A 20,691-nucleotide genomic window follows, 5' to 3' on the forward strand; every position below is an offset into this window, starting at 1 on the left:
CCCCCCCCCCCCCCCCCCCCCCCCCCCCCCCCCCCCCCCCCGCCTCCCCCGCGCACCATCCTTGCGGCTCGCGGAGAGCGACGCGGTTCCCATCCCCCGATCCCCCGAAGATCCAATGTCCGAGACGAGCAGCGCCGCGAGCGATGGAAGCCTTCCGTGGCGCGTGGCGGTGACGGGTGCGAGCGGGCTCATCGGCGGGGCGCTGGTGCGGCGGCTGGCGGCCGAGGGCGCGCAGGTGCACAGGCTGGTGCGCGGCGAGCCGAAGCCTGGCAGCGGCGACGTGCGCTGGGACCCCGCCGCCGGGACCATCGACGCGGCGGCGCTGGAAGGCGTCGACGCCGTGGTCCACTTGGCGGGCGAGAACGTGGGCGAGCGGTGGACGGAAGAGCGGAAGCAGCGCATCCTCCGCAGCCGGGTGGAGGGCACGCGGCTGCTCACCCAGGCGCTCGCGCAGCTGGAGCGGAAGCCGCGGGTGATGGTCGGCGCGTCGGCCGTGGGCATCTACGGCGACCGCGGCGACGAGCTCCTGGACGAGGGCAGCACGGCGGGCAGCGACTTCCTGGCGGGCGTGGTGCGCGAGTGGGAGGCGGCGGCCGAACCCGCCCGCGGCGCCGGCATCCGCGTGGCGCACCTGCGCTTCGGCGTGGTGCTCAGCGCGAGCGGCGGCGCGCTGGCGAAGATGCTGCCGCCCTTCCGCCTGGGCGCCGGCGGCCGCATGGGCGACGGGAAACAGTGGATGGCCTGGGTGTCGCTGGACGATGCCGTGGGCGCCATCCTCCTCGCCCTGCGCGACGGCGCGGTGCGCGGCCCGGTAAACGTCGTCGCACCCAACCCCGTCACCAACGCACAGTTCACCGAAGCGCTGGGCCGGGCGCTCGGCCGGCCCACGCTGCTGGCGGTGCCCGCGTTCGCGCTCAAGGCCCTCTTCGGCGAGATGGCCGAGGGCACCGTCCTCGCCAGCCAGCGCGTCATCCCCCAAAGACTCACGGAGCTGGGCTACACCTTCCGGCACCCGGACATCTCCACGGCCTTGCAGGCTGCACTCGCGGAGACGCCGGGGTGACCCGAGCTAGCTCCCCGCGAGCGCTGCGTCGATCCGCTTGACCACCCCGGGCCAGCCGCCGCTCATCCCTTCGAATGCGGCCTTGCCCACGGGGGAGTCAAGGTCGAAGCCCGTGTGCTCCAGGGTGAGGCGCGTTCCGTCGCCGTCGGGCTCCAGGCGCCACGTGATGGTGGTGTCCAGCGTGCCGGGCGCGAAGGAGTAGGAGAGGAGGCGGTCGGGCTCCACCGCCAGGACTTCGCACGGCTGCGTGCCCCATGAGCCCATGTCCATGGTGAACCGGTGCCCCACGACCGGCTCGATGTCGGCCTTGGCCCACCACTTGGTGTGGAGCGCTGGGTCGGTCAGCGCTGCCCACACGCGTGCGGGTGCGTGCGGCACGTGCTGGGTGATGTGGATGGTGCCGGGTTCCGTCATCGGTCCTCCTCGTCCAGGGTTTCGGTGAGCGCGCGGATGCGCTCCCGCCAGTACCGCTCGAACGGCCGCAGCCATTCCTCCACCTCGGCCAGCGCGCCGGGCGCCAGGCGGTAGATGCGCTGCCGCCCACGGGCGTCCTCGGTCACGAGCCCCGCGTTCCGCAGCACCTGGAGGTGCTCGGACACGGCCGGACGGTGGAGGTCGAACTCCGCGGCGATCTCGCCCGCGGCGCGGGGACCGGCGCGGAGCAGCTCCAGGATGCGCCGCCGCACGGGGTTCGCGAGCGCGCCGAAGATGTCGGGGAGCGGCATGGATTCAATATGTCGGAAATTTCCGACACGTCAAGGTTGATCTCGGATCTCGCGGAATGAACGACATCGCGGATCGGCAGATGCCGTGGCCGGATGCGCATCGGGAAACGGCGGGCCGATGCGCGTCTGCCGGAGAGTCGGGTCGTGTCCGTTCGCACGCGCGGTCGGGAGATGCGGAGGTGGGGACGTGGCCCGCGGATGTGTGACCAGGGATCGGGGAACGCATCCGCGCGGGCCGCGGCACCGCCGTGCATCTCCCGTCCCTGCAGGCATTAGCGCGAGTGGCGATGCAGGCGCACGCTTCCTGCTTGTGGGCTGCGTCTGAAGCAGCGGGAGCGGGCCCGCGCCACTGCAACCGAGCCTCACGGGACCCACGTTGAACACCGAGCACCTGAAGCTGTACCGCGACCTGGCCCGGCTTGGCCTCAAGTACGGGCGCGGCGACCTGGTCCGCCAGGGCGGGCTGGACGAGGCCCTGGCGGAGGAAGACGCGGCGCCCGACGACCACGCGCCCCCGCCGCCCGAGGCCGCGGAGCTGGCCGACGACCTGGAGCGCCTGGGGCCCACGTTCGTGAAGCTGGGCCAGCTGCTCTCCACCCGGCCGGACCTGGTGCCGCCCGCCTACGCCGACGCGCTGGCGCGCCTCCAGGACGACGTGGAGCCGTTCCCGTACGAGGAGGTGGAGACGATCGTGGAAGAGGAGCTGGGCGTCCGCATCTCCAAGGCGTTCCAGAGCTTCGACCCCAAGCCCATGGCGGCGGCGTCGCTGGGGCAGGTGCACCGGGCGGTGCTGCGCGACGGGCGCGACGTGGCGGTGAAGGTGCAGCGGCCGGGCGTCCGAAAGCGCATCACCACCGACCTGGACGCGCTGGGCGAGGTGGCGGCGTTCGCGGACAAGCACACCGACGCGGGCCGCCGCTACGAGTTCGGGCGGGTGCTCGAGGAGCTGCGCCGCAACCTGCTGCTGGAGCTGGACTACCGCCGCGAGGCCGACAACCTGCGCAAGCTGGCCGCGAACCTGGCCGAGTTCGAGCGCATCGTGGTCCCCGAGGCCATCGGCGACTACAGCTCGTCGCGCGTGCTGACCATGGAGTACGTGCGGGGCCGCAAGATCACCGCGCTGGGCCCGCTCACGCGCATGGAGATGGACGGCGAGGCGCTGGCCGAAGAGGTCTTCCGCGCCTACCTGAAGCAGATCCTGGTGGACGGCTTCTTCCACGCGGACCCGCACGCCGGCAACGTCTTCCTCACCGGCGACGGCCGAATCGCCCTGATCGACCTGGGGATGGTGGGGCAGCTCACCCCCGCGCTGCAGGAGCGCCTTCTCCGCCTCGTGCTGGCCATCAGCGAGGGACGCGGCGAGGAGGCGGCGGACGCGGCGATCCAGATGGGCGAGGAGCGGCCGGGCTTCGACCGCGCGAGCGTCGTGAACACCTCGTCGGCGCTCACGGCACAGTTCCACGGCGCCACGGCGCGCGACATCCAGGTCGGCCGGGTGATGCTGGAGGTGTCGCGCATCGCCGCGCAGTACGGGCTGCGCCTGCCGGTGGAGATGACCATGCTGGGGCGGGCGCTGCTGGCGCTGGACCAGGTGGGCCGCACGCTGGACCCGGACTTCGACCCCAACGCCGCCATCCGCCGCAACGCGTCGGACCTGATGCGGCGGCGCATGATGAAGAACGCTTCGCCGGCCACGGTGCTGGCGAACCTGCTGGAGATGAACGAGTTCGTGCAGCGCCTGCCCGCGCGGCTCAACCGCGCGCTCGACAGCGTGGCGGACAACAAGGTGGGCCTGCACGTGCACCTGGACGAGCAGGTGTGGCTGCTCACGGGGATGCAGAAGATCTCCAACCGCATCGCCAGCGGGCTCGTGCTCGCCGCGCTCATCGTGGGCGCCGCGATGATGATGCGCGTGCCCACGCGGCTCACGCTCTTCGGCTACCCGGCCATCGCCATGGTGCTCTTCCTCTTCGCCGCGCTGATGGGCGTGGGGATGGTGCTCACCATCGCCCTCAACGACGTCAGCGAGCGCCGCCGCAAGCCGCGGGGGTGAGCTGCCGGAGGCCGCTCATCGGCGGAAACGTCAACGCTCGTCGCACTGAAACCTACGCCCGCCCACTGGCCGGGCACGAGTCCGAAGATTCGGCGGGGGCGGATTCGTATCTTACGTAGCTGCTTGGAACGGCTGGGTGTCGTGCGGATCGATGGGCGAGCGCGCATCTAATCTTCCGCGCCCGCCATCTCCACCTCCAGACCGAAGGTGTCGGCGAAGAGGCCGCCCTTGCGGCGCAGCGCCCAGCGCTCCAGCAGCAGGTCGCCCGTGCCGTCTATCTCCAGAAGCAGGCGCGACTTGGAGACGGTGGCGCGGACCTCCTTCACGCCCTGCAGGTGCTCGCGGTCCAGCGCGTCGGCGATGCGGAGGAGCGAGGCGAGGCGCACCACGCGGTCCCGGTCGTCGGCGGCGAGGCGCGTGAACGCCTCGTGGTGCGCGGCGGGAACGCCCTTGCGGTGGTAGCGCGCCACGTTGGCGATCAACTCCGTCTCGCGCGGCGTGAACTCCGGGATCTCGCTCTGGGAGATGATGTACAGCGAGTGCTTGTGGTGCTTCTTGTAGCCCACGAAGATGCCCACGTCGTGCAGCACCGCCGCCGCCAGAAGCAGCCGCCGCTCCGCCGGGCCCATCCGGTGCACGGCCTGGAGCTGGTCGAAGAGCGAGCCCGCCAGGCGCGACACGTGGGTGGCGTGCGCCTCGTCGAAGTCGAACTTGCGCCCCAGCGCCACCGACCCCGCCACCGCCTGCCGGTCCTTGCGGTCCTCGTGCTCCTGGTGCGTGACCAGGTCTTCCACCAGGTCGATGAGGATGCCGTCCTTCACTCCTACGCCGGGCACCAGGATCTCGGCGGCCTCGCTCAGCGTTGCGACCCGCTCGTAGACCATGGCGGCAGGGAGGATCACGTCCGCGCGGTCCTCGCGCAGCCCCAGCTCTTCCACGCGCTGGCGGTAGCTCAGGCGCGACAGCATGGCGATGGCGGCCTGCAGCTCGCGCAACGGGATCGAGGCCGTCTTCCCTTTGCCGTCCGCGGCGCCGGTGAGCTTCGCCAGCGCCTCGATGTTGCCGCCCGTGGCGATCACGCCCGCGGGGTTCCACTGCCGCGCGATGGCGGGGATCTGGAGCGTGGCCGCGTACTCGCGCAGCAGCCGCTGGAAGCGCCCCGGCTGGTCGCCGGACCCCGACAGCTCCTCCAGCAGCCGCACCGAGCCCATGTTGTGCGACTCGCTGGCGAGGATGCCGGCGCTGTCCACCAGCGACACCTCCACGCTGCCGCCGCCCAGGTCCACCAGGATCCACTTGCGGTTCCCGAACGGCACGCGGCTCTTCACGGCCACGTACACCAGCCGCGCCTCTTCCGCGCCGGTGATCACCTCCAGCTCCACGCCCGCCTCGTCGCGCAGGCGCTCCACGAAGCGCCCGCCGTTGCGGCTCTCGCGCACGGCGCTGGTGGCCACGGCGCGGTAGTGCTCTATGCCAAGCTCCTCCAGCCGCACGCGAAACCGGCCGATGGCCTCCACCGCCGCGTCCACCGCCTTGGGCGCCAGCTTGCCGGTGAGGAACACGTCGTGGCCCAGGCGCACGGGCACGCGCTCCTCGGCCAGCGAGGTGTACTCGGTGGGGCTGGTGAACTCCGCCGCCAGCACGCGGATGGCGTTGGAGCCCACGTCCACGGCGCCCACGCGCAGCGGGAAGGTGGCGGGCTCGCCGGAGGGCGTGGCGGTGCGGCTCTGTGTGCGAAGCTGGCTCATGTGCGGGCTCGAGTGGGCGGCGCGATGGCGCGATGCCGGCGCCCGCGCGAGGGTGCACGAATCGCTCCCGCCTTCCGGAGTGCGACGTGCGGGTGCGCGCGCCCGGAACTATACTCGCTCCGTCACCGCGCCGCATTCCGGCGCCTCCGCATCGGACGCCGGAACAGCGCGTCACGGGAGATGCGCATCATCCCGTCTCTGCCCGTGAGCCTCGGCCGATGCGGCAGACGCCGATCCAGCCATCCACCGAACGCCTAATGCCTGCACGGAAGACCACGGGAGATGCGAAGCCGCTGAAGCCCCGCGCGCCGGAAGTGCTCACGCGGCGTGCGCTGAACCGCGCGCTGCTCGCCCGGCAGATGCTTCTCCGGCGCCACGCACTGACGGCGGAGGAGGCGATCGGACGGCTGGGCGGGATGCAGTCGCAGGCGCCGAACCCGCCGTACATCGGCTTGTGGTCACGGCTGGAAGGCTTCCGCGCGGACGCGCTGGCGGGGTTGATGTACGAGCGGAAGGTGGTGCGCATCGCGCTGATGCGCGCCACGATCCACCTCGTCACCGCGCGCGACTGCCTGGCGTGGCGCCCGCTGCTCCAGCCCGTGATCGAGCGGGGGATGCGCAGCAGCCACGGCAAGCGCCTGGGCGGCGCGGACCCGGCCGCGCTCGCCGCCGTCGGCCGCGAACTGGTCAAGGAAGCGCCGCGCACCTGGGAAGAGCTCGCCGATGCGCTCGGTCCGCGTTTCCCCGGCGCCGATCCGGCCGCGCTGGCGCAGGCGGTGCGCGCGTGGGTGCCGCTGGTGCAGGTCCCGCCGCGCGGCATCTGGGGCGAGCCCGGCGCCGCCCGCCACACCACCACCGACGTGTGGCTCGGCCGCCCGCTCGACGCCGATCCGTCCGTCGACGAGCTGGTGATGCGCTACCTCGCCGCCTTCGGCCCCGTCACCGTCCGCGACGTGCAGACGTGGTCCGGCCTCACGCGCCTGCGCGAAGTGCTGGACCGGCTGCGCCCGCGCCTCGCCACCTTCCGCGACGAGGGCGGCGCCGAGCTGTTCGACCTGCCCGACGCACCGCGGCCGGACGCGGACACGCCAGCACCCGTGCGATTTCTGCCGGAGTGGGACAACATGCTGCTCTCGCACGCCGACCGCGCCCGCATCGTCGCGGACGAGCACCGCGCATCCGTCTTCACCATCAACGGCCAGATCCTCGGCACCATCCTCGTGGACGGCTTCGTCACCGGCACCTGGAAGATCACCCGCCACCGCTCCGCCGCCACCCTCGTCATCACCCCGTTCGCCCTACTCCCCTCCGCCAAGAAGACCGCGCTCGAAGAAGAAGGCGCGCGCCTGCTGGACTGGGCCGCGCCGGAAGAATCAGAGGGCGCGGTGCGGTTTCTCTCGGGTTGAGGGGAGCCGCCTCTGACTGTACGTTTGGTGTGCGGGCTGCACACAGGGCCAGCAAATAGAAACAAGCGCAATCGGTACTCAACTAGCGATGGGACCAATTCGATGCCCAACCAACAGACTTGGGGACGCTGGGCTCTTGATGAAAACGATTTGATCTTCCGGCCCGACGCAGGTCAGCCCGATCCTGGTTACGAGATCAGCCTGGCCAGTATCCAGGATCTGGAGAAATTCACGGAAATCATGGATCAACTCCAAGGTAAAAGATGGATTGTACCCGAAGATTTGACCGATATTGCAAGGGCACGTACGGCGATTTTGAAGTCTCATTTTGTCGATGAGGAGTTCATCCCCGCTCCGCCGTCGCTGCCGTGGTTCGAGTGCCCTCAAGCTGTACAGGGGGAATGGAGCGACTTTCTGAACACCGCAGATCCGTTGAACGAAGCGCTCTTTCAAGAATTCCTCGAGCAGCATCCCAGCTTGTTACCGGGACCCCACGGTACGACGCATGGGCATTACCATGGGCCTGTTAACAATTCTGTCTACTGCCAAGCGGAGCTGCCTGGTTTCCGCGCTAAGCGACCCGATTTTCTATTGTTCGAGCAGGACAGTGCCACGATCTACGCTGTTCTCATTGAGATTGAAGCACCAGGGAAGCCATGGTGTACATCGTCTGGAACCCCGAGCGCCATCCTCACGCGAGCTATCGACCAGCTACGTGATTGGAAAGCCTGGTTCGCAGAACCCCACAACGTGCTCGCCTTTCAACGCCTTTACGGGGTTGACCCGGATCAAACTGGATATCAGAGGTTTGTTCAGCATTACATCCTTGTCTACGGGCGTCGAGCCGACGCAACGCGAGTGGCGGCATTTGCTAAGAAGCGCCATGATCTCGCAGGTTCGAACGAGTTTTTTATGACGTATGATCGATTGGAACCCAACCGCGCGGCAGACTTCATGATTCGACTTGATCGCTCCGGGCCAGATACGAAACACCGCCTGGTGAGCATTTCACCCAATTTCTCCTTGAACACTGATACCGCTGTATACTTCTCCAGTTTGGTAGGGAGGGAGGAGGCGATATTGAGAAACCGGCTGATTAGCGACGAGAGAAAGCAGTTTCTCTTAGAACGGATTGAGGTGGCAGACAGATACGCTGAAGAGTTTATGACCCGCCGCACCTCATGGTACACCAAGGATGGATTCCGGTATACCCGATAGAACTCTTGTCCGCTGCCCAGCCGCTCCACATAGTTAGCGGCAACTCCCCAGCGGCTCGGGCGTGATGCGCGGCACTCGCCGCGGCGCGCCCCTGTCCGTCGAGGCCCGTGCACTCCAGCAGGAGCGTGGGTTGTCGATGCAGAGCCTTCCCGTCCTCGCGCCGCCCCGGCGCTTCGGCCAGACCGCACGCCGCGACGCATGGTGGGTGCAGCCCGCCGTGACGTTCCTCATCCTGGGCAGCTTCGTGGTGTACGCCACGTGGGCCGCGTTCCAGGACGCGCACTACACCTTCGGGCCGTACCTCTCCCCGTTCTACTCCCCGGAGCTGTGGGGCAGCTCGCCGCACGCGTGGTTCGGGCCCAAGCCGGGGTGGATCCCTGCCTGGCTGCCGTTCTCGCCCGCGCTGCTGATCCTGCCCTTCCCCGGCCTCTTCCGCTTCACCTGCTACTACTACCGCGGCGCGTACTACAAGGGCTTCTGGGCAGATCCGCCCAACTGCGCCGTGGGCGAGCCGCGCAAGTCGTACTGGGGCGAGCGCCGGTTTCCGCTCATCCTCCAGAACGTGCACCGCTATTTCCTGTACTTCGCCCTGCTCTTCCTGCTGATCCTGGCGCACGACGTGTGGAAGGCGCTGTGGTTCGCGGACGCGAGCGGGCAGCGGCACTTCGGCATCGGCGTGGGCACGCTGGTGCTGGCCGCGAACACCGTGCTGCTCAGCGGCTACACGCTGGGCTGCCACTCGCTGCGGCACCTGGTGGGCGGGCGCATCGACCAGATCTCGCGCCATCCTGTGCAGTACGCCTGCTACCAGGGGTGCAGCCGGTTCAACGGGGCGCACATGCGGTGGGCGTGGGCCAGCCTGTTCATGGTGGCGTTCGCGGACCTGTACGTGCGCCTGTGCAGCATGGGCGTATGGACGGACTGGAGGCTGTTCTGATGGCGGGCTACGAGACCGTAGACCACGACGTGCTGGTGATCGGCGCGGGCGGGGCCGGGCTGCGCGCCGCCATCGCCGCCGCGGCCGAGGGCGTGCGCGTGGGCCTGGTCTGCAAGTCGCTGCTGGGCAAGGCGCACACGGTCATGGCCGAGGGCGGCGCCGCGGCGGCCATGGGCAACGTGGACGACCGCGACAGCTGGAAGGTGCACTTCGCGGACACCATGCGCGGCGGGCAGTACCTCAACAACTGGCGCATGGCCGAGCTGCACGCGCAGGAGGCGCCGGACCGCGTGCGCGAGCTGGAGGCGTGGGGCGCGCTCTTCGACCGCACGCCCGACGGGCGCATCCTGCAGCGCAACTTCGGCGGGCACCGGTATCCCCGCCTCGCGCACGTGGGCGACCGCACGGGGCTGGAGATGATCCGCACGCTCCAGGACCACGGCATCCACCGCGGCATCGACGTGCACATGGAGGTCACCGTCCTCACCCTGCTCATGGACGGGGGGCGGGTGGCCGGCGCCTTCGCGTACGACCGCGAGCGGGGCCGCTTCCGCGCTTTCCGCGCGGGCGCCGTGGTGATCGCCACGGGGGGCATCGGGCGGGCGTACTCCATCACCAGCAACTCGTGGGAGTACACGGGAGACGGGCAGGCGCTGGCCTACCAGGCGGGCGCCGACCTGGTGGACATGGAGTTCGTGCAGTTCCACCCCACCGGCATGGTGTGGCCGCCCAGCGTGCGCGGCATCCTGGTCACCGAGGGCGTGCGCGGCGAGGGCGGCGTGCTGCTGAACTCGGAAGGCCGCCGCTTCATGTTCGACGACATCCCCGAGAACTACCGCGGGCAGACGGCCGACACGCCGGAAGAGGGCTGGCGCTACACGCAGGGCGACAAGGACGCCCGCCGCCCGCCGGAGCTGCTCACGCGCGACCACGTGGCGCGCTGCATCGTGCGCGAGGTGCGCGAGGGGCGCGGCAGCCCGCACGGCGGCGTGTACCTGGACATCTCGTGGATCGCGGAGAAGATCAAGGGCGCGCCGGAGCACATCCGCCGAAAGCTGCCCAGCATGTACCACCAGTTCAAGCAGCTCGCCGACATCGACATCACGCGCGAGCCCATGGAGGTGGGGCCCACCACGCACTACGCCATGGGCGGCATTCGCGTGGACGGCGACACGCAGCAGACCACCGTGCCGGGCCTGTTCGCGGCCGGCGAGTGCGCGGCGGGGCTGCACGGCGCCAACCGGCTGGGCGGCAACTCGCTCTCGGACCTGCTGGTGTTCGGCAAGCGCGCGGGGGAGCACGCGGCCCGCTTCGCCCGCGAGAACGGCGCGGGGTCGGTGGATGAACGGCAGGCGACGGCCGCCGCGGCCGAGGCGCTGGCGCCGTTCGAGCGCGGCGCGGCGGGCGAGGGGCCGTACCAGGTGCAGCACGACCTCCAGGAGATGATGCAGGACCTGGTCGGCATCGTCCGGCGGGAGGAGGAGATGCGGCGCGCGCTGGACGGGCTGGCGAAGCTCGGCGAGCGTGCGGGACGGGTGGGCGTGGCGGGCAACCGGGAGTTCAACCCGGGCTGGCACACCGCGCTGGACCTGCCCAACCTGCTCACCGTGTCCGAGGCCGTCACGCGCTGCGCGCTGGAGCGGCGCGAGAGCCGCGGCGGCCACTTCCGCGACGACTTCCCGGAGAAGGACGGCGCGTTCTCCGCCTTCAACCTCGTCGTCCGCAAGGACGCGGACGGGCAGATGCAGCTCGGCCGCGAGCCCATCCCCCCGCTGCCCCCGCATCTCCAGCAGATCGTGGAGGAGAACCGATGACACGCACCGCACCTCGGCCGCGAGCCCCGGCCGCTGATCGATCGACGTCGGCCGAACGCCCGCCGCGCATCCGCGGAGATGATCGCGGGAACGGGGATCGGGAGATGCGGGACGGTAGATGCGCATCGTCCCATGCCCCGCATCTCCCGGTGCCGTCGTGAGCGCCGCCAGATCCGCATCCCCCGATGCGCCCTCGGCCGATGCGCGGGCGGGCGGCGCGTCGGCGGCGGGAGTGGAGGCGGCGGCCGCGGGACGACGGGCTGCGGCCAAGTCGGACAGGACGGCGGGGGCGGAGGCGCGCACCGCGACCTTCCGCGTGTGGCGCGGCGACGCGGCGGGCGGCGAGCTGGTGGACTACCGGACCCCGGTGTCCGAGGGCATGGTGGTGCTGGACGCCATCCACGCCATCCAGGCGGAGCAGGCGAACGACCTGGCGGTGCGCTGGAACTGCAAGGCGGGCAAGTGCGGCTCGTGCAGCGCCGAGATCAACGGCATGCCGCGGCTGATGTGCATGACGCGCATGAGCGACATCGACCTGGACCAGCCGGTCACGGTGGAGCCCATGCGCGCCTTCCCGCCGGTGCGCGACCTGGTGACCGACGTGTCGTGGAACTTCCGCGCGAAGATGACGCTGAAGCCGTTCAACCCCCGCGCGCCGGACGCGGCAGACGGCACGTGGCGCATGGACCAGCGCGACGTGGACCGCGTGCAGGAGTTCCGGAAGTGCATCGAGTGCTTCCTGTGCCAGGACGTGTGCCACGTGCTGCGCGACCACCACAAGCACGCCGAGTTCGTGGGCCCGCGCCTCTTCGTGCAGGCGGCCATGCTGGAGATGCACCCGCTGGACGTGGAGGACCGCACCGGCGAGCTGCGGCACGCGCACGGCATCGGCTACTGCAACATCACCAAGTGCTGCACCAAGGTGTGCCCCGAGGGCATCACCATCACGGACAACGCCATCATCCCGCTCAAGGAGCGCGTGGTGGACCGGGACTTCGACCCGCTGGCGAAGCTCGTACAACTGGCAACCGGGAGAAAACGATGATCCGCGTGGTTCACCTGTTCGACCTGAAGAGGGGCGTGGAGGCCGACTCGTTCCTGCAGTGGCTGGACGCCAAGCTGGGCACCGCCGCGCGCCAGTTCGGGTGCACCGACCGCAAGACGTGGGTGCTGCTGGATGGCTTCGAGGGCACGTACCTGGCCCCGCGCCCCGTGCACGACCGCCCGCGCTACGTGAACGAGGCGTACTGGACCGACGCCGAGGGCCCGCAGCGCCTGCGCGACTGGCTGAAGACCACCACCGAGGGCCAGCAGGTGCACCACCGCTGGTTCACCTCCATCGAGAACCACACCGTCCTCCGCTACCTCGAAGGCTGGACCCGCGGCGAGACGGACGAGTAGGGGGATGGGACGGCAGATGACGGATCCCGGTGAAGACGAAGACGAGATCCTTCCGGAGTACGACATCCTGAACGGTGCGGTCCGCGGGAAATATGCGGAGCGATACGCTCGCGGGACGAACTTGCGCGAGCTGAGCGCCGACCCGACGACGACGCTTCCGCGGATATCGCACCGGGACGACGCTCGCCAGCCGCCCGATGTGCCCCACGACGACGATGGGGGGTAAGAGCGCGCGATCGGCGTTTATCGCACGCACCAGAACGAGACGCAGCCGCCGGCATATGCCGGCGGCTGCGTTTCGTCGATGCCACCGGAGCGCTCCAAACTCTCCGCAGCAGCCCACGATGGTGGGCTTCGTGCTGGCGTAGCCCCGCGGGTTTACCCGCCCGGGCGATGCCGCCCGCCTCGACTCTGCGGATAGCTACTCTGCGTCCGAACGGTTCTGACCCGACGATGCGCTGCCCGGCGCCATCCGCACCAGCATCCCCGCCACGATCAGCTCCTCTGCTGCTTTGGCTTCCACCACGCCTTGCCCGCCGATCACCGCGTGGAGAACCTGCGCCGTCTCCGCATCCAGCGGGCGCTGCTGGAACGGGCCGGCGCGGCAGTCGAGGAGCAGGTGGAAGTCGCCTTCGGGGACGTCTGCGTAGGGGAGCGGACTGCGGGCGTCGACGAGAGGGAGAAGGGCGAGCGGATCGTGCGCGAACCGGGCGATGCCGAGCAGCGGATGCAGCGCGAGCGGCCCGTCCGGCCAGCGCTCCGCGTCCGTCGCGACCTGCGCGGAGAGGCGCGCACAGGGGCGGGTCGCGACGTCGTAGCGCAGAAGCTCGTACTCCAGCACCTCCAGCAGGTACGGCGACTCCAGCCGGCCGCGCGCCACTTCGGCGCGAACGAAAACGGCGAAGCGCTCGGCCTCGCGGCGCATGTTGACGTCTGCCGGGGCTGACGACCAGAACTCATCGGCGAACGTGCGAGCATGGGTGCCGAGCAGGTGGATGGCGCCGGGCATCACCGCGGTGAGGGTGGAGACGCGGTTGTAGCGGTAGAGCGTGCAGTTGACCTTCATCCCCCGCTGTCCCGCCACCGCGGCCACGCGCCGGCGCTCCACCGCCGTCAGGTCGTATGCTGCGAGCTCGGCCGCGGATCCATCCGCCACGCGAGCGCACAGCGCGGGAGATGCGGCGAGGTCGGCAAGGGCAAGCTGGAAGGCGTGGAGCGACACGGCTACCGGCAGCGCTGCCAGACGTCGCGCGCGGTGCGAAGCTCGCGCATCACCCCTTCGTCGCCCAGCGTGCCGAACCAGCCCTCGTGAAACTCGAAGGTCACCGCGCACAGGTTGGGGCAGGCCGCCACCACCTCCGGCAGCAGCTCCCACACCGCGCCGGCCACGGCTCCCGCGTGCGAGTCGGTGTACAGCCCCGCCAGCTCGCTCCCGCCCGCGATGTGCAGCTCCACCACGCGCTCCAGCTCCAGCGCGCCGATGAAATCCCGCGCGTCGAAGCCGTGGTTGGTGGCGTTCACGACCACGTTGTGCACGTCCAGCAGCATTCCACCGCCGGTGCGCGCCATGAGGGCGTTCAGGAACTGCGGCTCCGTCATCTCCTGCTCGGGCAGGTCCACGTAGTAGACGTTGTTCTCCAGCAGGAACGGCACCGGGATGCGCGTCTGCACGTAGTCCACCCGCTCGCCGATCATCTCCAGCACCTCGCGGTCGTACGGCACCGGCAGCGCCATGGCGGCCGACAGCTCGCTGTGCGCGTCGGTGCCGGGCAGGCGGATGAAGTGCAGGTGGTCGCTGTGCCAGGGCATGCGGTAGCGCTCCTGCCAGGCGGCGACCTGCTCCACGTGCCCCGTGTCCAGCGGGTCCGCGCTGCCGATGGAGAGCCCCACGCTGTGCCCCACGATCGCCAGCCGCTGCGACGCACGGTCGATCACCTCCACCTGCGACTCGCGCTCGGCGAAGCGCACCGGCACCCCGCCGCCCTCGTCCAGCCAGCAGCGGTCGGGGATCACGGACAGGTAGTCCAGCTCGTCCGCGTGCTCGCGCACGAAGCGCTGGAGCGACGGGTTGTACAGCACGCCCACGCCCAGCCGCGGCAGGGCGGCCAGGCGCTCGGCGCCGTGCACGGTGTGGAGCTGCGAAACGCTCATTGCGCCGGCGGTGCGGGGTGAACGGGAACGCGGAGACGCACTTCCGGCCGGGCCGCCATGGCCCGGCCGGAACGCACGGCCTCAGACCTTGCCGGTCGGCTCCAAGGCGATGTCGATCCCCGGGTCGAGGGGATCCGGCGGACCGAAGCCCGAGCGGCACGCCGGGCAGGCCGGGTCCCAGGGCTGCGGTTCGATGGTCTTGATGGGGTCGGTGGTGGAGACGGCCATGGGGGCTCCTGGTGGTGGGAAGGTGCACTGCTCCGGGGGACGATGAACGCGCGGCCCGCCCCGGATCCGGCCGCCGCCGCGCGCTTCTGCCGAGCTCCTGCAAACTCCCTCCGCCACTGTCCGCCGGGCGAAGAGTCACGGCTCAATCGTAACCGTACCACCTCTTTCGCGCAACCACATTCAGTCTTGAAACGAAAGTAGACGATCGGGAAGTGTTCTGTGCATCTGTGGGGAGATTCCGCATAGATGCGGGGCGAACACACGGTCGCCATCTTTACTCTGCACGCAAACAGATTAATTGCGTTCTGTCATCAATAGAGCTATGGTAGCATACGGGAGATTTCCCCGGCGCGACCGCAGATGGAGCCGAGCGCGGGCGCCGACACTACCCAAGACACGGAGGCGAAGATGAAAAAGTTCAGCCTGGACCTCGAGGCGTTGAAGGTGGACAGCTTCTACTCCACGCCCGAGCAGCCGCGGCCGCGCCGGGGCACCGTGCACGGCCAGGCCGGGACCACCCAGCACGTCCTCGCGGGTGGGGACACCCAGGACGCGCGCTGCGGCATCACGGCGTACTACACGTGCACGATCACCGAAGACCCGGCGGTGTGCGCGGGCAGCGGTCCGGTCTCGGGCTACACGGTGTTCGGTGTCAGCTGCGGCCCCATCGGATCGTGCAGCGTGGGCTGCTGAGCGAACGCCGGCTTCTTGCGATGAGGTTCGCTGATGGGATGATGCGGCCCGCGGTCACCCGACCGCGGGCCGCCGTGTTTCGCAGCCGAAGCAGCGGCTGGAGCGCGCCGGCCGGCTCTACGCCGCGTCGGGTGAGTAGACGGTGCAGAGGCGGGTACCGGGACAGCCCGCGCCGCAGCTGGCGCCGTACTGGCAGGTGCCCACGCGCCCGTCGCAGGTGCCGACCTGGCTGTAGTGGCCGTGGACGGTGCCGCGCGCCTCGACCTCGGCCGCGCTGGTGTCGAACGTCTCCACGTCCAGCTTCTCCAGGTCCAATCGGATCTTGCGCATCTGCCTGCTCCTTGGCGGGTCTGGTGGGTTGGGGATGTACATCTGCCAGAAAGAGGCAGCAAACGTCGTTCCGCGTGACGACGACGATCCCGCGCCTGGCCGCCCTATCCGCCTTGCGAGCCGGAGGGGGCCCGTCAGCCCGGCGCTGGTTCGATGGAGCGGAAGAAGCGCTCGATGTCGTGGGATGAGCGGAGGATGACGGCGCGCTTGCCCGGGCCCAGCGCAGCGAGCCGCGCCAGGATACGCGGCCGGCGGGTCTTCGGGTAGCTCCAGATCCAGCGGACGAACTCCGCGTCGATGCGCTCCACGCAGCCGTCGGTCATGTCCGGGCGCGTGCGGCCGTGGTGCCGCACGCGGCGCTTCAGTGCGCGCCACAGGCACACCCTGCGCGGCACGTCCAGGAAGATCACCGTGTCCGCGGCGGCGGCGCGGATGTCCATCGTACCGCTGTAGTTGCCGTCCATCACCCAGCACTCGCGGGCGGCCAGGCGGCGCACCGTCTCCGCCCACTCGTCGGGCGGCGTCCGCACCCAGCCGGGGTGCCAGTACACCGAGTCCAGGTGCACGAGCGGCAGCCCCGCCGCCTGCGCCAGCCGCGCCGCGAACGTCGACTTCCCCGCCCCGCCGCACCCGATCACCATCACCCGCCGCATCGGACCGCTCTCGGAAAGAACACGCGCCGCATCCTCGCTCATCCCCCGGCCCCGGTGCTCAGGTTTTCGACTCGCGACGACGCTTCTCCGTAGATCGACTGAAGATGCACATCTACAGAAATTCAACGTGAGGCAGCCACCCCCGTCCTCGTCGCGGCTCGGGCGAGCTGGCAATCTCTGCTGCGACGTGCAAACCTCTGCGTCGTAGCGGCGGCTCAGCCTTCCGCGGGGAGCCAGAGGGTGAAGGTGCTGCCTTCGCCGACGGTGCTCTCCACCTCCAGGTCGCCCCCCATCCCCCGTGCCAGGTCGCGGCTGATGGCCAGGCCCAGGCCACTGCCCTCGGAGCGGCGCGTGCGGCTCATGTCCACCTGCACGAACGGGTCGAACACCGACGCCTGCTTCTCCGGCGGGATGCCGATGCCGGTGTCGGCCACGCGCAGGCGCACGCGGGCCGGCCCCGCCACGAGGCCCGCGTCCAGGCGCACGCTCCCGCCCTCGGGCGTGAACTTGAGCGCGTTGCTGAGCAGGTTGATCACGATCTGCTGCACCTTCTCGCGGTCCGCGCGCGCCGTGGTGCCGGGCTCCACGCGCACCTCCAGGCCCAGGCGCTTCGCCATCATCTGCGGCTCGACCATGAGCGTGACGTCGGCCATGAGCAGCGCCACGTCCACGTCCTCGAGCACGAACTCCACGCGGCCCGCCTCGATGCGCGCCAGGTTCAGCACGTCGTTGATGAGCCGGAGCAGGTGCTTCTGGCTGCGGGCCAGGCGGTCCAGCGCCTCGTGCTGGGCATCGGTCACGGGGCCGTGGATGCCCATGTCCAGCAGCTGCACGTAGCCGGCGATGGCGTTCAGCGGGGTGCGCAGCTCGTGGCTCATGACCGCAAGGAAGGCGCTCTTGGCGCGGTTGGCCTCTTCCGCCACCTCGCGCTGGCGCTCCAGCTCCACGCCGTGCTCCTCCAGGTCGCGGTTAAGGTTCTGGAGCTGCTCGGCCTGCGCCTCCAGCTCCACGGCCTGCTCGCGGAGCTGCTCCTGCTGGAGCTCCATCTCCACCGCCTGGGCCTCTAGCTGCTCGTTGGTGGCGCGCAGCTCCTCGGCCTGCTCCTCGAGCTGGGCTTTCGCCTCCTCGGCCACCTTGCGGGCCCGCAGCAGCTCTTCCTCGAACTTGCGGCGCTCGGTCACGCGCAGGAGCACGCACTCGTTGGCCCACGCGCCCTCGCGCTCGCGCCGCACGGCGTTCGCCAGCACGGCCACGTCGCCGCCGGCGGCCGTGCGCAGCAGCAGGAACACCTCCTCGGCCCGGCCGTGCATGCGCACCATGGGGAAGAAGTGCGTCTGGTAGAAGAGGCGCGCGCCCACGGTGAGGATCGTCTCGATGCGGCGCCCGTCCAGCTCGCCGGGGGCGTAGCCGAGCATCGCCGCCAGCGTGACGTTGGCGGCGTTGATGGTGCCGTCGTCGGCGAACGAGAGGAAGCCGGCCGGCGCCTCGTCCAGCAGCGCGTCCAGCGGCCGCGCGTTCCCGGCCGGTTCGCTCAACCGGCGTGCGCGGGCCGGAGGTACTCGCGCATCCGCTCGATGGTCTCTTCGGGGTGGCTCATGTGCGGGCAGTGGCCGGTGGCCTTCATCACCCGCAGCGTGCTGCCGGGCATCTCGCGGTGCAGGTAGTCGCCCACCTCCAGCGGCGCCACCATGTCGTCGCTGCACTGGAGGATGAGCGAAGGCACCCGCACGCCCGGCAGGTCGGCGCGGTTGTCGGAGAGGAAGGTGGCCTCGGCGAAGCGGCGCGCCACCACCGGGTCCGTGGAGCAGAAGCTCTCCACCAGCTCGGCGCCCAGCTCCGGCCGGTCCGGGTTCTTGACGATGGCGGGGCCCAGGAAGTTGGCCCAGCCGATGTAGTTGCCCTCCATCATCTCCAGCAGCCCCTCTATGTCGCCGCGCTCGAAGCCGCCCACGTACGGGTGGTCGTTCACGTACCGCGGCGAGGGCCCGATCATCACCAGCCGCTCGAAGCGGTCCGGCTCGCGGTTGGCCGCCAGCACGCCCACCATGCTGCTCACCGAGTGGCCCACGAACACCACGTCGCGCAGGTCCAGCGCGTGCACCACGTCCAGCACGTCCTGCACGTAGCCGTCCAACGCGGAGTAGCGTTTCGCGTCGTACGCGGCCAGGTCGCTCTTCCCGGAGCCCACGTAGTCGAACAGCACCACGCGGTACTCGTCCTCGAAGGCCGGGGCCACGAAGCGCCACATGTTCTGGTCGCACCCGAAGCCGTGCGCGAAGAGCATGGGCTGCGTGCCGCTGCCCGAGACACGCACGTTGTTCCTGCGCAGGACGTCGTCCGCCATCGGTCTGCCTTCCATCGGTCGTTCGCTGTTGATCAGGGCTCCGCGCGGCGTGGTGCACACGCGGGCGGACCTACACGATACCTTTCGGCCTCGCTGCGCGACACCGCCGGCACGCCGGACGGTGGATGCGGCGCAAGAACGCTGCGCATCCGCCCCATTGTCCGAGCGGAAGATGAAGACGAGCCGGCTCGGGAGATGGACGAATCCACCGCTCCCTGACGATGCGCAAAATCCTCACCGCGAAGGATGGGCCCCCGCACGATTCCAGGTCGGGCAGAGGCGCCGACATCCACCCGGGACGGAAGCTCCGTTCAGGATAGCCGGAGCCTCGTTGGTTTTCGACCTTCAGGCCCTCCTAGCCACGCCCGTGCGGCGGCGCCCCCTCCCGCTCGCTTAGGCTCGCACCCTCCCCCGCAAGCGGGAGAGGGTTGGTGGCTCCTCGCGCTTCGGTTGGACCGGCGGGGGCAGATGCGGTCGGTGTCGGTTCGCGATGGCGGACTTCGCGCTCCGTTGCCGCGCTTCGGTTACCAGGCATCGGCCACACGAAGGGTGTTCCGGGAAACGAAGAGGGCGTGAGATGCGCGGAGTCCGAGACTGCGATCACTCCGGAAACAAAGGCGCTCACGGGTTCGGTTCGCTTTCGCGTTCGGTCTCGCGGATGTAGACTGGACCCATCGAGCCAGCGCACCCCGAGTCCCGCGCCGTGTTTCTCTACGCGCGCGATCCTGCCGGACCCGCATCACCCGAGCTGTCCCCTCCGTGAAGAAGACCGCGCTCGTGTACGGCATCCTTGGCGGCGTGCTCATCGCCGTGCTGAGGCTGGTCGAGTACCGCTATCTGGTCCTGGAGCACTCGCTGGAGATCTACGGCGGCATCGTCGCGGCGCTCTTCTCGGCGCTGGGGATCTGGCTCGGCCTCAAGCTCACGCGCACGCGCGAGACGGTGGTCGTGCGCGAGGTGCCCGTCCGCGTGGAGGTGCAGGTGCCCGTGCCCGCCGGCGGTCCGTTCGCGCGGAACGAGGCGCGGCTGGAGCAGCTGGGCATCACGCCGCGGGAGATGGAGATCCTGGAGGCGATGGCGGCCGGGTTCAGCAACCGCGAGATCGCCGAACGGCTCTACGTCAGCGAGAACACCGTGAAGACGCACGCCGCACGCCTCTTCGGCAAGCTCTCCGCACGCCGGCGGACGCAGGCCGTTCAGCTCGCGAAAGAGGCGGGGCTCATCCCCTGAAAGGATGACTTCCCCGTTTCGGCGCGACGATCATCCGTTCGGGTGACGCGGGAACCACGGCGGCAACACAGGTTGGGAGACGTTCACCCGCATGCCCACCTCTCGGAGGACCGACCCATGAAGAAGACCGTGCTCACCTTCGGCCTCATCTCCGGCGCCATCCTGTCGGCGATGATGCTCCTGACGCTCCCGTTCGCGGACGACGTCGGGTTCGACCGGATGGAGATCGTCGGCTACACGTCGATGGTGCTCGCCTTCCTGCTCATCTACTTCGGCGTGCGCTCGTACCGCGACAACGTGGCGGGCGGCACGGTGGGCTTCGGGCGCGCGTTCGCCGTCGGCGGGCTCATCGCGGTGGTGGCGTCCGTCTGCTACGTCGCGACGTGGGAGGTCATCTACTACAAGGTCACGCCGGACTTCATGAGCAAGTACGAGGCGCACGCCCTCGCGAAGGCGCGCGCAGCCGGCGCGAGCGCGGACGAGATCGCCGCCAAGAAGGTGGAGATGGAGAAGTTCGCGGAGATGTACGAGAACCCGTTCATCAACGTCGGCGCCACCTTCATGGAGCCGCTGCCCGTCGCGCTGATCGTGTCGCTCGTAACCGCCGGCGTGCTCAGCCGCCGGAAGAAGCCTCGGGTGGACGATGGCGTGGTGACGGCGGGGCGCCCCCTCCCGCTCGCGTAGGCTGGCACCCTGC

At 69.9% G+C, this 20,691-nt stretch carries 21 protein-coding genes; 11 read left to right on the plus strand and 10 right to left on the minus strand.

All coding sequences use genetic code 11. The features are described 5' to 3' along the window. Positions 1–115: 115 nt before the first annotated feature. Entirely contained in the window at positions 116–1,063 is a 948-nt protein-coding gene (locus VFE05_20205) for a TIGR01777 family oxidoreductase (GenBank protein ID HET6232409.1), read from the plus strand. Between the two features lie 6 nt (positions 1,064–1,069). Here the strand turns inward: VFE05_20205 and VFE05_20210 are convergent, their stop codons facing one another. Both VFE05_20210 and VFE05_20215 read right to left on the minus strand, forming a co-directional pair. Further along, on the minus strand, positions 1,070–1,477 hold the full coding sequence (locus VFE05_20210; protein HET6232410.1) for an SRPBCC domain-containing protein: 408 nt from the start codon (positions 1,475–1,477) through the stop codon (positions 1,070–1,072). After that, complete coding sequence (locus tag VFE05_20215) at positions 1,474–1,788, minus strand: metalloregulator ArsR/SmtB family transcription factor (protein HET6232411.1); 315 nt, start codon at positions 1,786–1,788, stop codon at positions 1,474–1,476. Before VFE05_20215 ends, VFE05_20210 begins: the two co-directional genes overlap by 4 nt. Positions 1,789–2,164: 376 nt before the next feature. Here VFE05_20215 and VFE05_20220 point away from each other — a divergent pair, with 376 nt between their 5' ends. Continuing rightward, a complete protein-coding gene (locus VFE05_20220; protein HET6232412.1) occupies positions 2,165–3,841 on the plus strand; it encodes an AarF/UbiB family protein in 1,677 nt (558 codons plus the stop codon). Positions 3,842–4,008: 167 nt separating this feature from the next. On the opposite strand, the gene VFE05_20225 is transcribed toward VFE05_20220, so the two are convergent. After that, complete coding sequence (locus tag VFE05_20225; GenBank protein HET6232413.1) at positions 4,009–5,589, minus strand: Ppx/GppA phosphatase family protein; 1,581 nt, start codon at positions 5,587–5,589, stop codon at positions 4,009–4,011. Between the two features lie 257 nt (positions 5,590–5,846). Between VFE05_20225 and VFE05_20230 the strand changes: the two genes are divergently transcribed. The 6 genes from VFE05_20230 (at position 5,847) to VFE05_20255 (ending at position 12,365) form a co-directional block, all read left to right on the plus strand. Next, positions 5,847–6,995 (plus strand): winged helix DNA-binding domain-containing protein, encoded by a 1,149-nt coding sequence (locus VFE05_20230; protein ID HET6232414.1) that lies wholly within the window; start codon positions 5,847–5,849, stop codon positions 6,993–6,995. 102 nt (positions 6,996–7,097) lie between these two features. Beyond that, complete coding sequence (locus VFE05_20235; GenBank protein HET6232415.1) at positions 7,098–8,213, plus strand: Shedu anti-phage system protein SduA domain-containing protein; 1,116 nt, start codon at positions 7,098–7,100, stop codon at positions 8,211–8,213. A 136-nt stretch (positions 8,214–8,349) separates the two neighbouring features. After that, the gene (locus tag VFE05_20240) at positions 8,350–9,150 is read left to right on the plus strand and encodes a hypothetical protein (protein HET6232416.1); all 801 of its coding nucleotides are present in this window, start codon (positions 8,350–8,352) and stop codon (positions 9,148–9,150) included. Further along, the gene (locus tag VFE05_20245) at positions 9,150–10,964 is read left to right on the plus strand and encodes a fumarate reductase/succinate dehydrogenase flavoprotein subunit (protein ID HET6232417.1); all 1,815 of its coding nucleotides are present in this window, start codon (positions 9,150–9,152) and stop codon (positions 10,962–10,964) included. The genes VFE05_20240 and VFE05_20245 overlap by 1 nt, the downstream gene beginning before the upstream one ends. Before the next feature lie 118 nt (positions 10,965–11,082). Continuing rightward, the gene (locus tag VFE05_20250) at positions 11,083–12,009 is read left to right on the plus strand and encodes a succinate dehydrogenase/fumarate reductase iron-sulfur subunit (GenBank protein ID HET6232418.1); all 927 of its coding nucleotides are present in this window, start codon (positions 11,083–11,085) and stop codon (positions 12,007–12,009) included. Further along, positions 12,006–12,365: a hypothetical protein gene (locus VFE05_20255; GenBank protein ID HET6232419.1), complete on the plus strand. Its 360-nt coding sequence runs from the start codon at positions 12,006–12,008 to the stop codon at positions 12,363–12,365. Before VFE05_20250 ends, VFE05_20255 begins: the two co-directional genes overlap by 4 nt. Positions 12,366–12,786: 421 nt before the next feature. Here the strand turns inward: VFE05_20255 and VFE05_20260 are convergent, their stop codons facing one another. The 3 genes from VFE05_20260 to VFE05_20270 form a co-directional block, all read right to left on the minus strand. Further along, positions 12,787–13,587 (minus strand): hypothetical protein, encoded by an 801-nt coding sequence (locus VFE05_20260; GenBank protein HET6232420.1) that lies wholly within the window; start codon positions 13,585–13,587, stop codon positions 12,787–12,789. Positions 13,588–13,589: 2 nt separating this feature from the next. Next, entirely contained in the window at positions 13,590–14,516 is a 927-nt protein-coding gene (locus VFE05_20265; GenBank protein HET6232421.1) for a DUF692 family protein, read from the minus strand. A gap of 81 nt (positions 14,517–14,597) precedes the next feature. Then, positions 14,598–14,744 carry a hypothetical protein gene (locus tag VFE05_20270; protein ID HET6232422.1) on the minus strand — a complete coding sequence of 49 codons (147 nt, stop codon included), beginning with the start codon at positions 14,742–14,744 and terminating at the stop codon, positions 14,598–14,600. A 408-nt stretch (positions 14,745–15,152) separates the two neighbouring features. Between VFE05_20270 and VFE05_20275 the strand changes: the two genes are divergently transcribed. Then, the gene (locus tag VFE05_20275; GenBank protein HET6232423.1) at positions 15,153–15,437 is read left to right on the plus strand and encodes a hypothetical protein; all 285 of its coding nucleotides are present in this window, start codon (positions 15,153–15,155) and stop codon (positions 15,435–15,437) included. 117 nt (positions 15,438–15,554) lie between these two features. On the opposite strand, the gene VFE05_20280 is transcribed toward VFE05_20275, so the two are convergent. The 4 genes from VFE05_20280 to VFE05_20295 all read right to left on the minus strand — a co-directional run bounded on the left by VFE05_20280 (position 15,555) and on the right by VFE05_20295 (position 18,764). Continuing rightward, positions 15,555–15,767, minus strand: coding sequence for a hypothetical protein (locus tag VFE05_20280; protein ID HET6232424.1), 213 nt, complete (start codon positions 15,765–15,767; stop codon positions 15,555–15,557). 134 nt (positions 15,768–15,901) lie between these two features. Then, positions 15,902–16,420, minus strand: coding sequence for a DNA topology modulation protein (locus VFE05_20285; GenBank protein HET6232425.1), 519 nt, complete (start codon positions 16,418–16,420; stop codon positions 15,902–15,904). 215 nt (positions 16,421–16,635) lie between these two features. Continuing rightward, entirely contained in the window at positions 16,636–17,955 is a 1,320-nt protein-coding gene (locus VFE05_20290) for an ATP-binding protein (protein ID HET6232426.1), read from the minus strand. Further along, positions 17,952–18,764, minus strand: coding sequence for an alpha/beta hydrolase (locus VFE05_20295; protein HET6232427.1), 813 nt, complete (start codon positions 18,762–18,764; stop codon positions 17,952–17,954). The genes VFE05_20290 and VFE05_20295 overlap by 4 nt, the downstream gene beginning before the upstream one ends. 759 nt (positions 18,765–19,523) lie before the next feature. Here VFE05_20295 and VFE05_20300 point away from each other — a divergent pair. Next, on the plus strand, positions 19,524–19,994 hold the full coding sequence (locus VFE05_20300) for a response regulator transcription factor (protein HET6232428.1): 471 nt from the start codon (positions 19,524–19,526) through the stop codon (positions 19,992–19,994). Between the two features lie 117 nt (positions 19,995–20,111). Next, positions 20,112–20,678: a DUF4199 domain-containing protein gene (locus tag VFE05_20305; protein HET6232429.1), complete on the plus strand. Its 567-nt coding sequence runs from the start codon at positions 20,112–20,114 to the stop codon at positions 20,676–20,678. Positions 20,679–20,691: the final 13 nt, after the last annotated feature.

The sequence above is a fragment of the Longimicrobiaceae bacterium genome (assembly GCA_035696245.1).
Classification (GTDB): domain Bacteria; phylum Gemmatimonadota; class Gemmatimonadetes; order Longimicrobiales; family Longimicrobiaceae; genus DASRQW01.

Coding starts and splice junctions, on each gene's coding strand:
- VFE05_20240 (HET6232416.1), top strand. CDS start 8,350: ATGCAGAGCCTTCCCGTCCTCGCGCCGCCCCGGCGCTTCGGCCAGACC.
- VFE05_20275 (HET6232423.1), top strand. CDS start 15,153: ATGAAAAAGTTCAGCCTGGACCTCGAGGCGTTGAAGGTGGACAGCTTC.
- VFE05_20280 (HET6232424.1), bottom strand. CDS start 15,767: ATGCGCAAGATCCGATTGGACCTGGAGAAGCTGGACGTGGAGACGTTC.
- VFE05_20245 (HET6232417.1), top strand. CDS start 9,150: ATGGCGGGCTACGAGACCGTAGACCACGACGTGCTGGTGATCGGCGCG.
- VFE05_20235 (HET6232415.1), top strand. CDS start 7,098: ATGCCCAACCAACAGACTTGGGGACGCTGGGCTCTTGATGAAAACGAT.
- VFE05_20250 (HET6232418.1), top strand. CDS start 11,083: ATGCGCATCGTCCCATGCCCCGCATCTCCCGGTGCCGTCGTGAGCGCC.
- VFE05_20205 (HET6232409.1), top strand. CDS start 116: ATGTCCGAGACGAGCAGCGCCGCGAGCGATGGAAGCCTTCCGTGGCGC.
- VFE05_20270 (HET6232422.1), bottom strand. CDS start 14,744: ATGGCCGTCTCCACCACCGACCCCATCAAGACCATCGAACCGCAGCCC.
- VFE05_20305 (HET6232429.1), top strand. CDS start 20,112: ATGAAGAAGACCGTGCTCACCTTCGGCCTCATCTCCGGCGCCATCCTG.
- VFE05_20255 (HET6232419.1), top strand. CDS start 12,006: ATGATCCGCGTGGTTCACCTGTTCGACCTGAAGAGGGGCGTGGAGGCC.
- VFE05_20265 (HET6232421.1), bottom strand. CDS start 14,516: ATGAGCGTTTCGCAGCTCCACACCGTGCACGGCGCCGAGCGCCTGGCC.
- VFE05_20210 (HET6232410.1), bottom strand. CDS start 1,477: ATGACGGAACCCGGCACCATCCACATCACCCAGCACGTGCCGCACGCA.
- VFE05_20285 (HET6232425.1), bottom strand. CDS start 16,420: ATGCGGCGGGTGATGGTGATCGGGTGCGGCGGGGCGGGGAAGTCGACG.
- VFE05_20230 (HET6232414.1), top strand. CDS start 5,847: ATGCCTGCACGGAAGACCACGGGAGATGCGAAGCCGCTGAAGCCCCGC.
- VFE05_20295 (HET6232427.1), bottom strand. CDS start 18,764: ATGGCGGACGACGTCCTGCGCAGGAACAACGTGCGTGTCTCGGGCAGC.
- VFE05_20225 (HET6232413.1), bottom strand. CDS start 5,589: ATGAGCCAGCTTCGCACACAGAGCCGCACCGCCACGCCCTCCGGCGAG.
- VFE05_20215 (HET6232411.1), bottom strand. CDS start 1,788: ATGCCGCTCCCCGACATCTTCGGCGCGCTCGCGAACCCCGTGCGGCGG.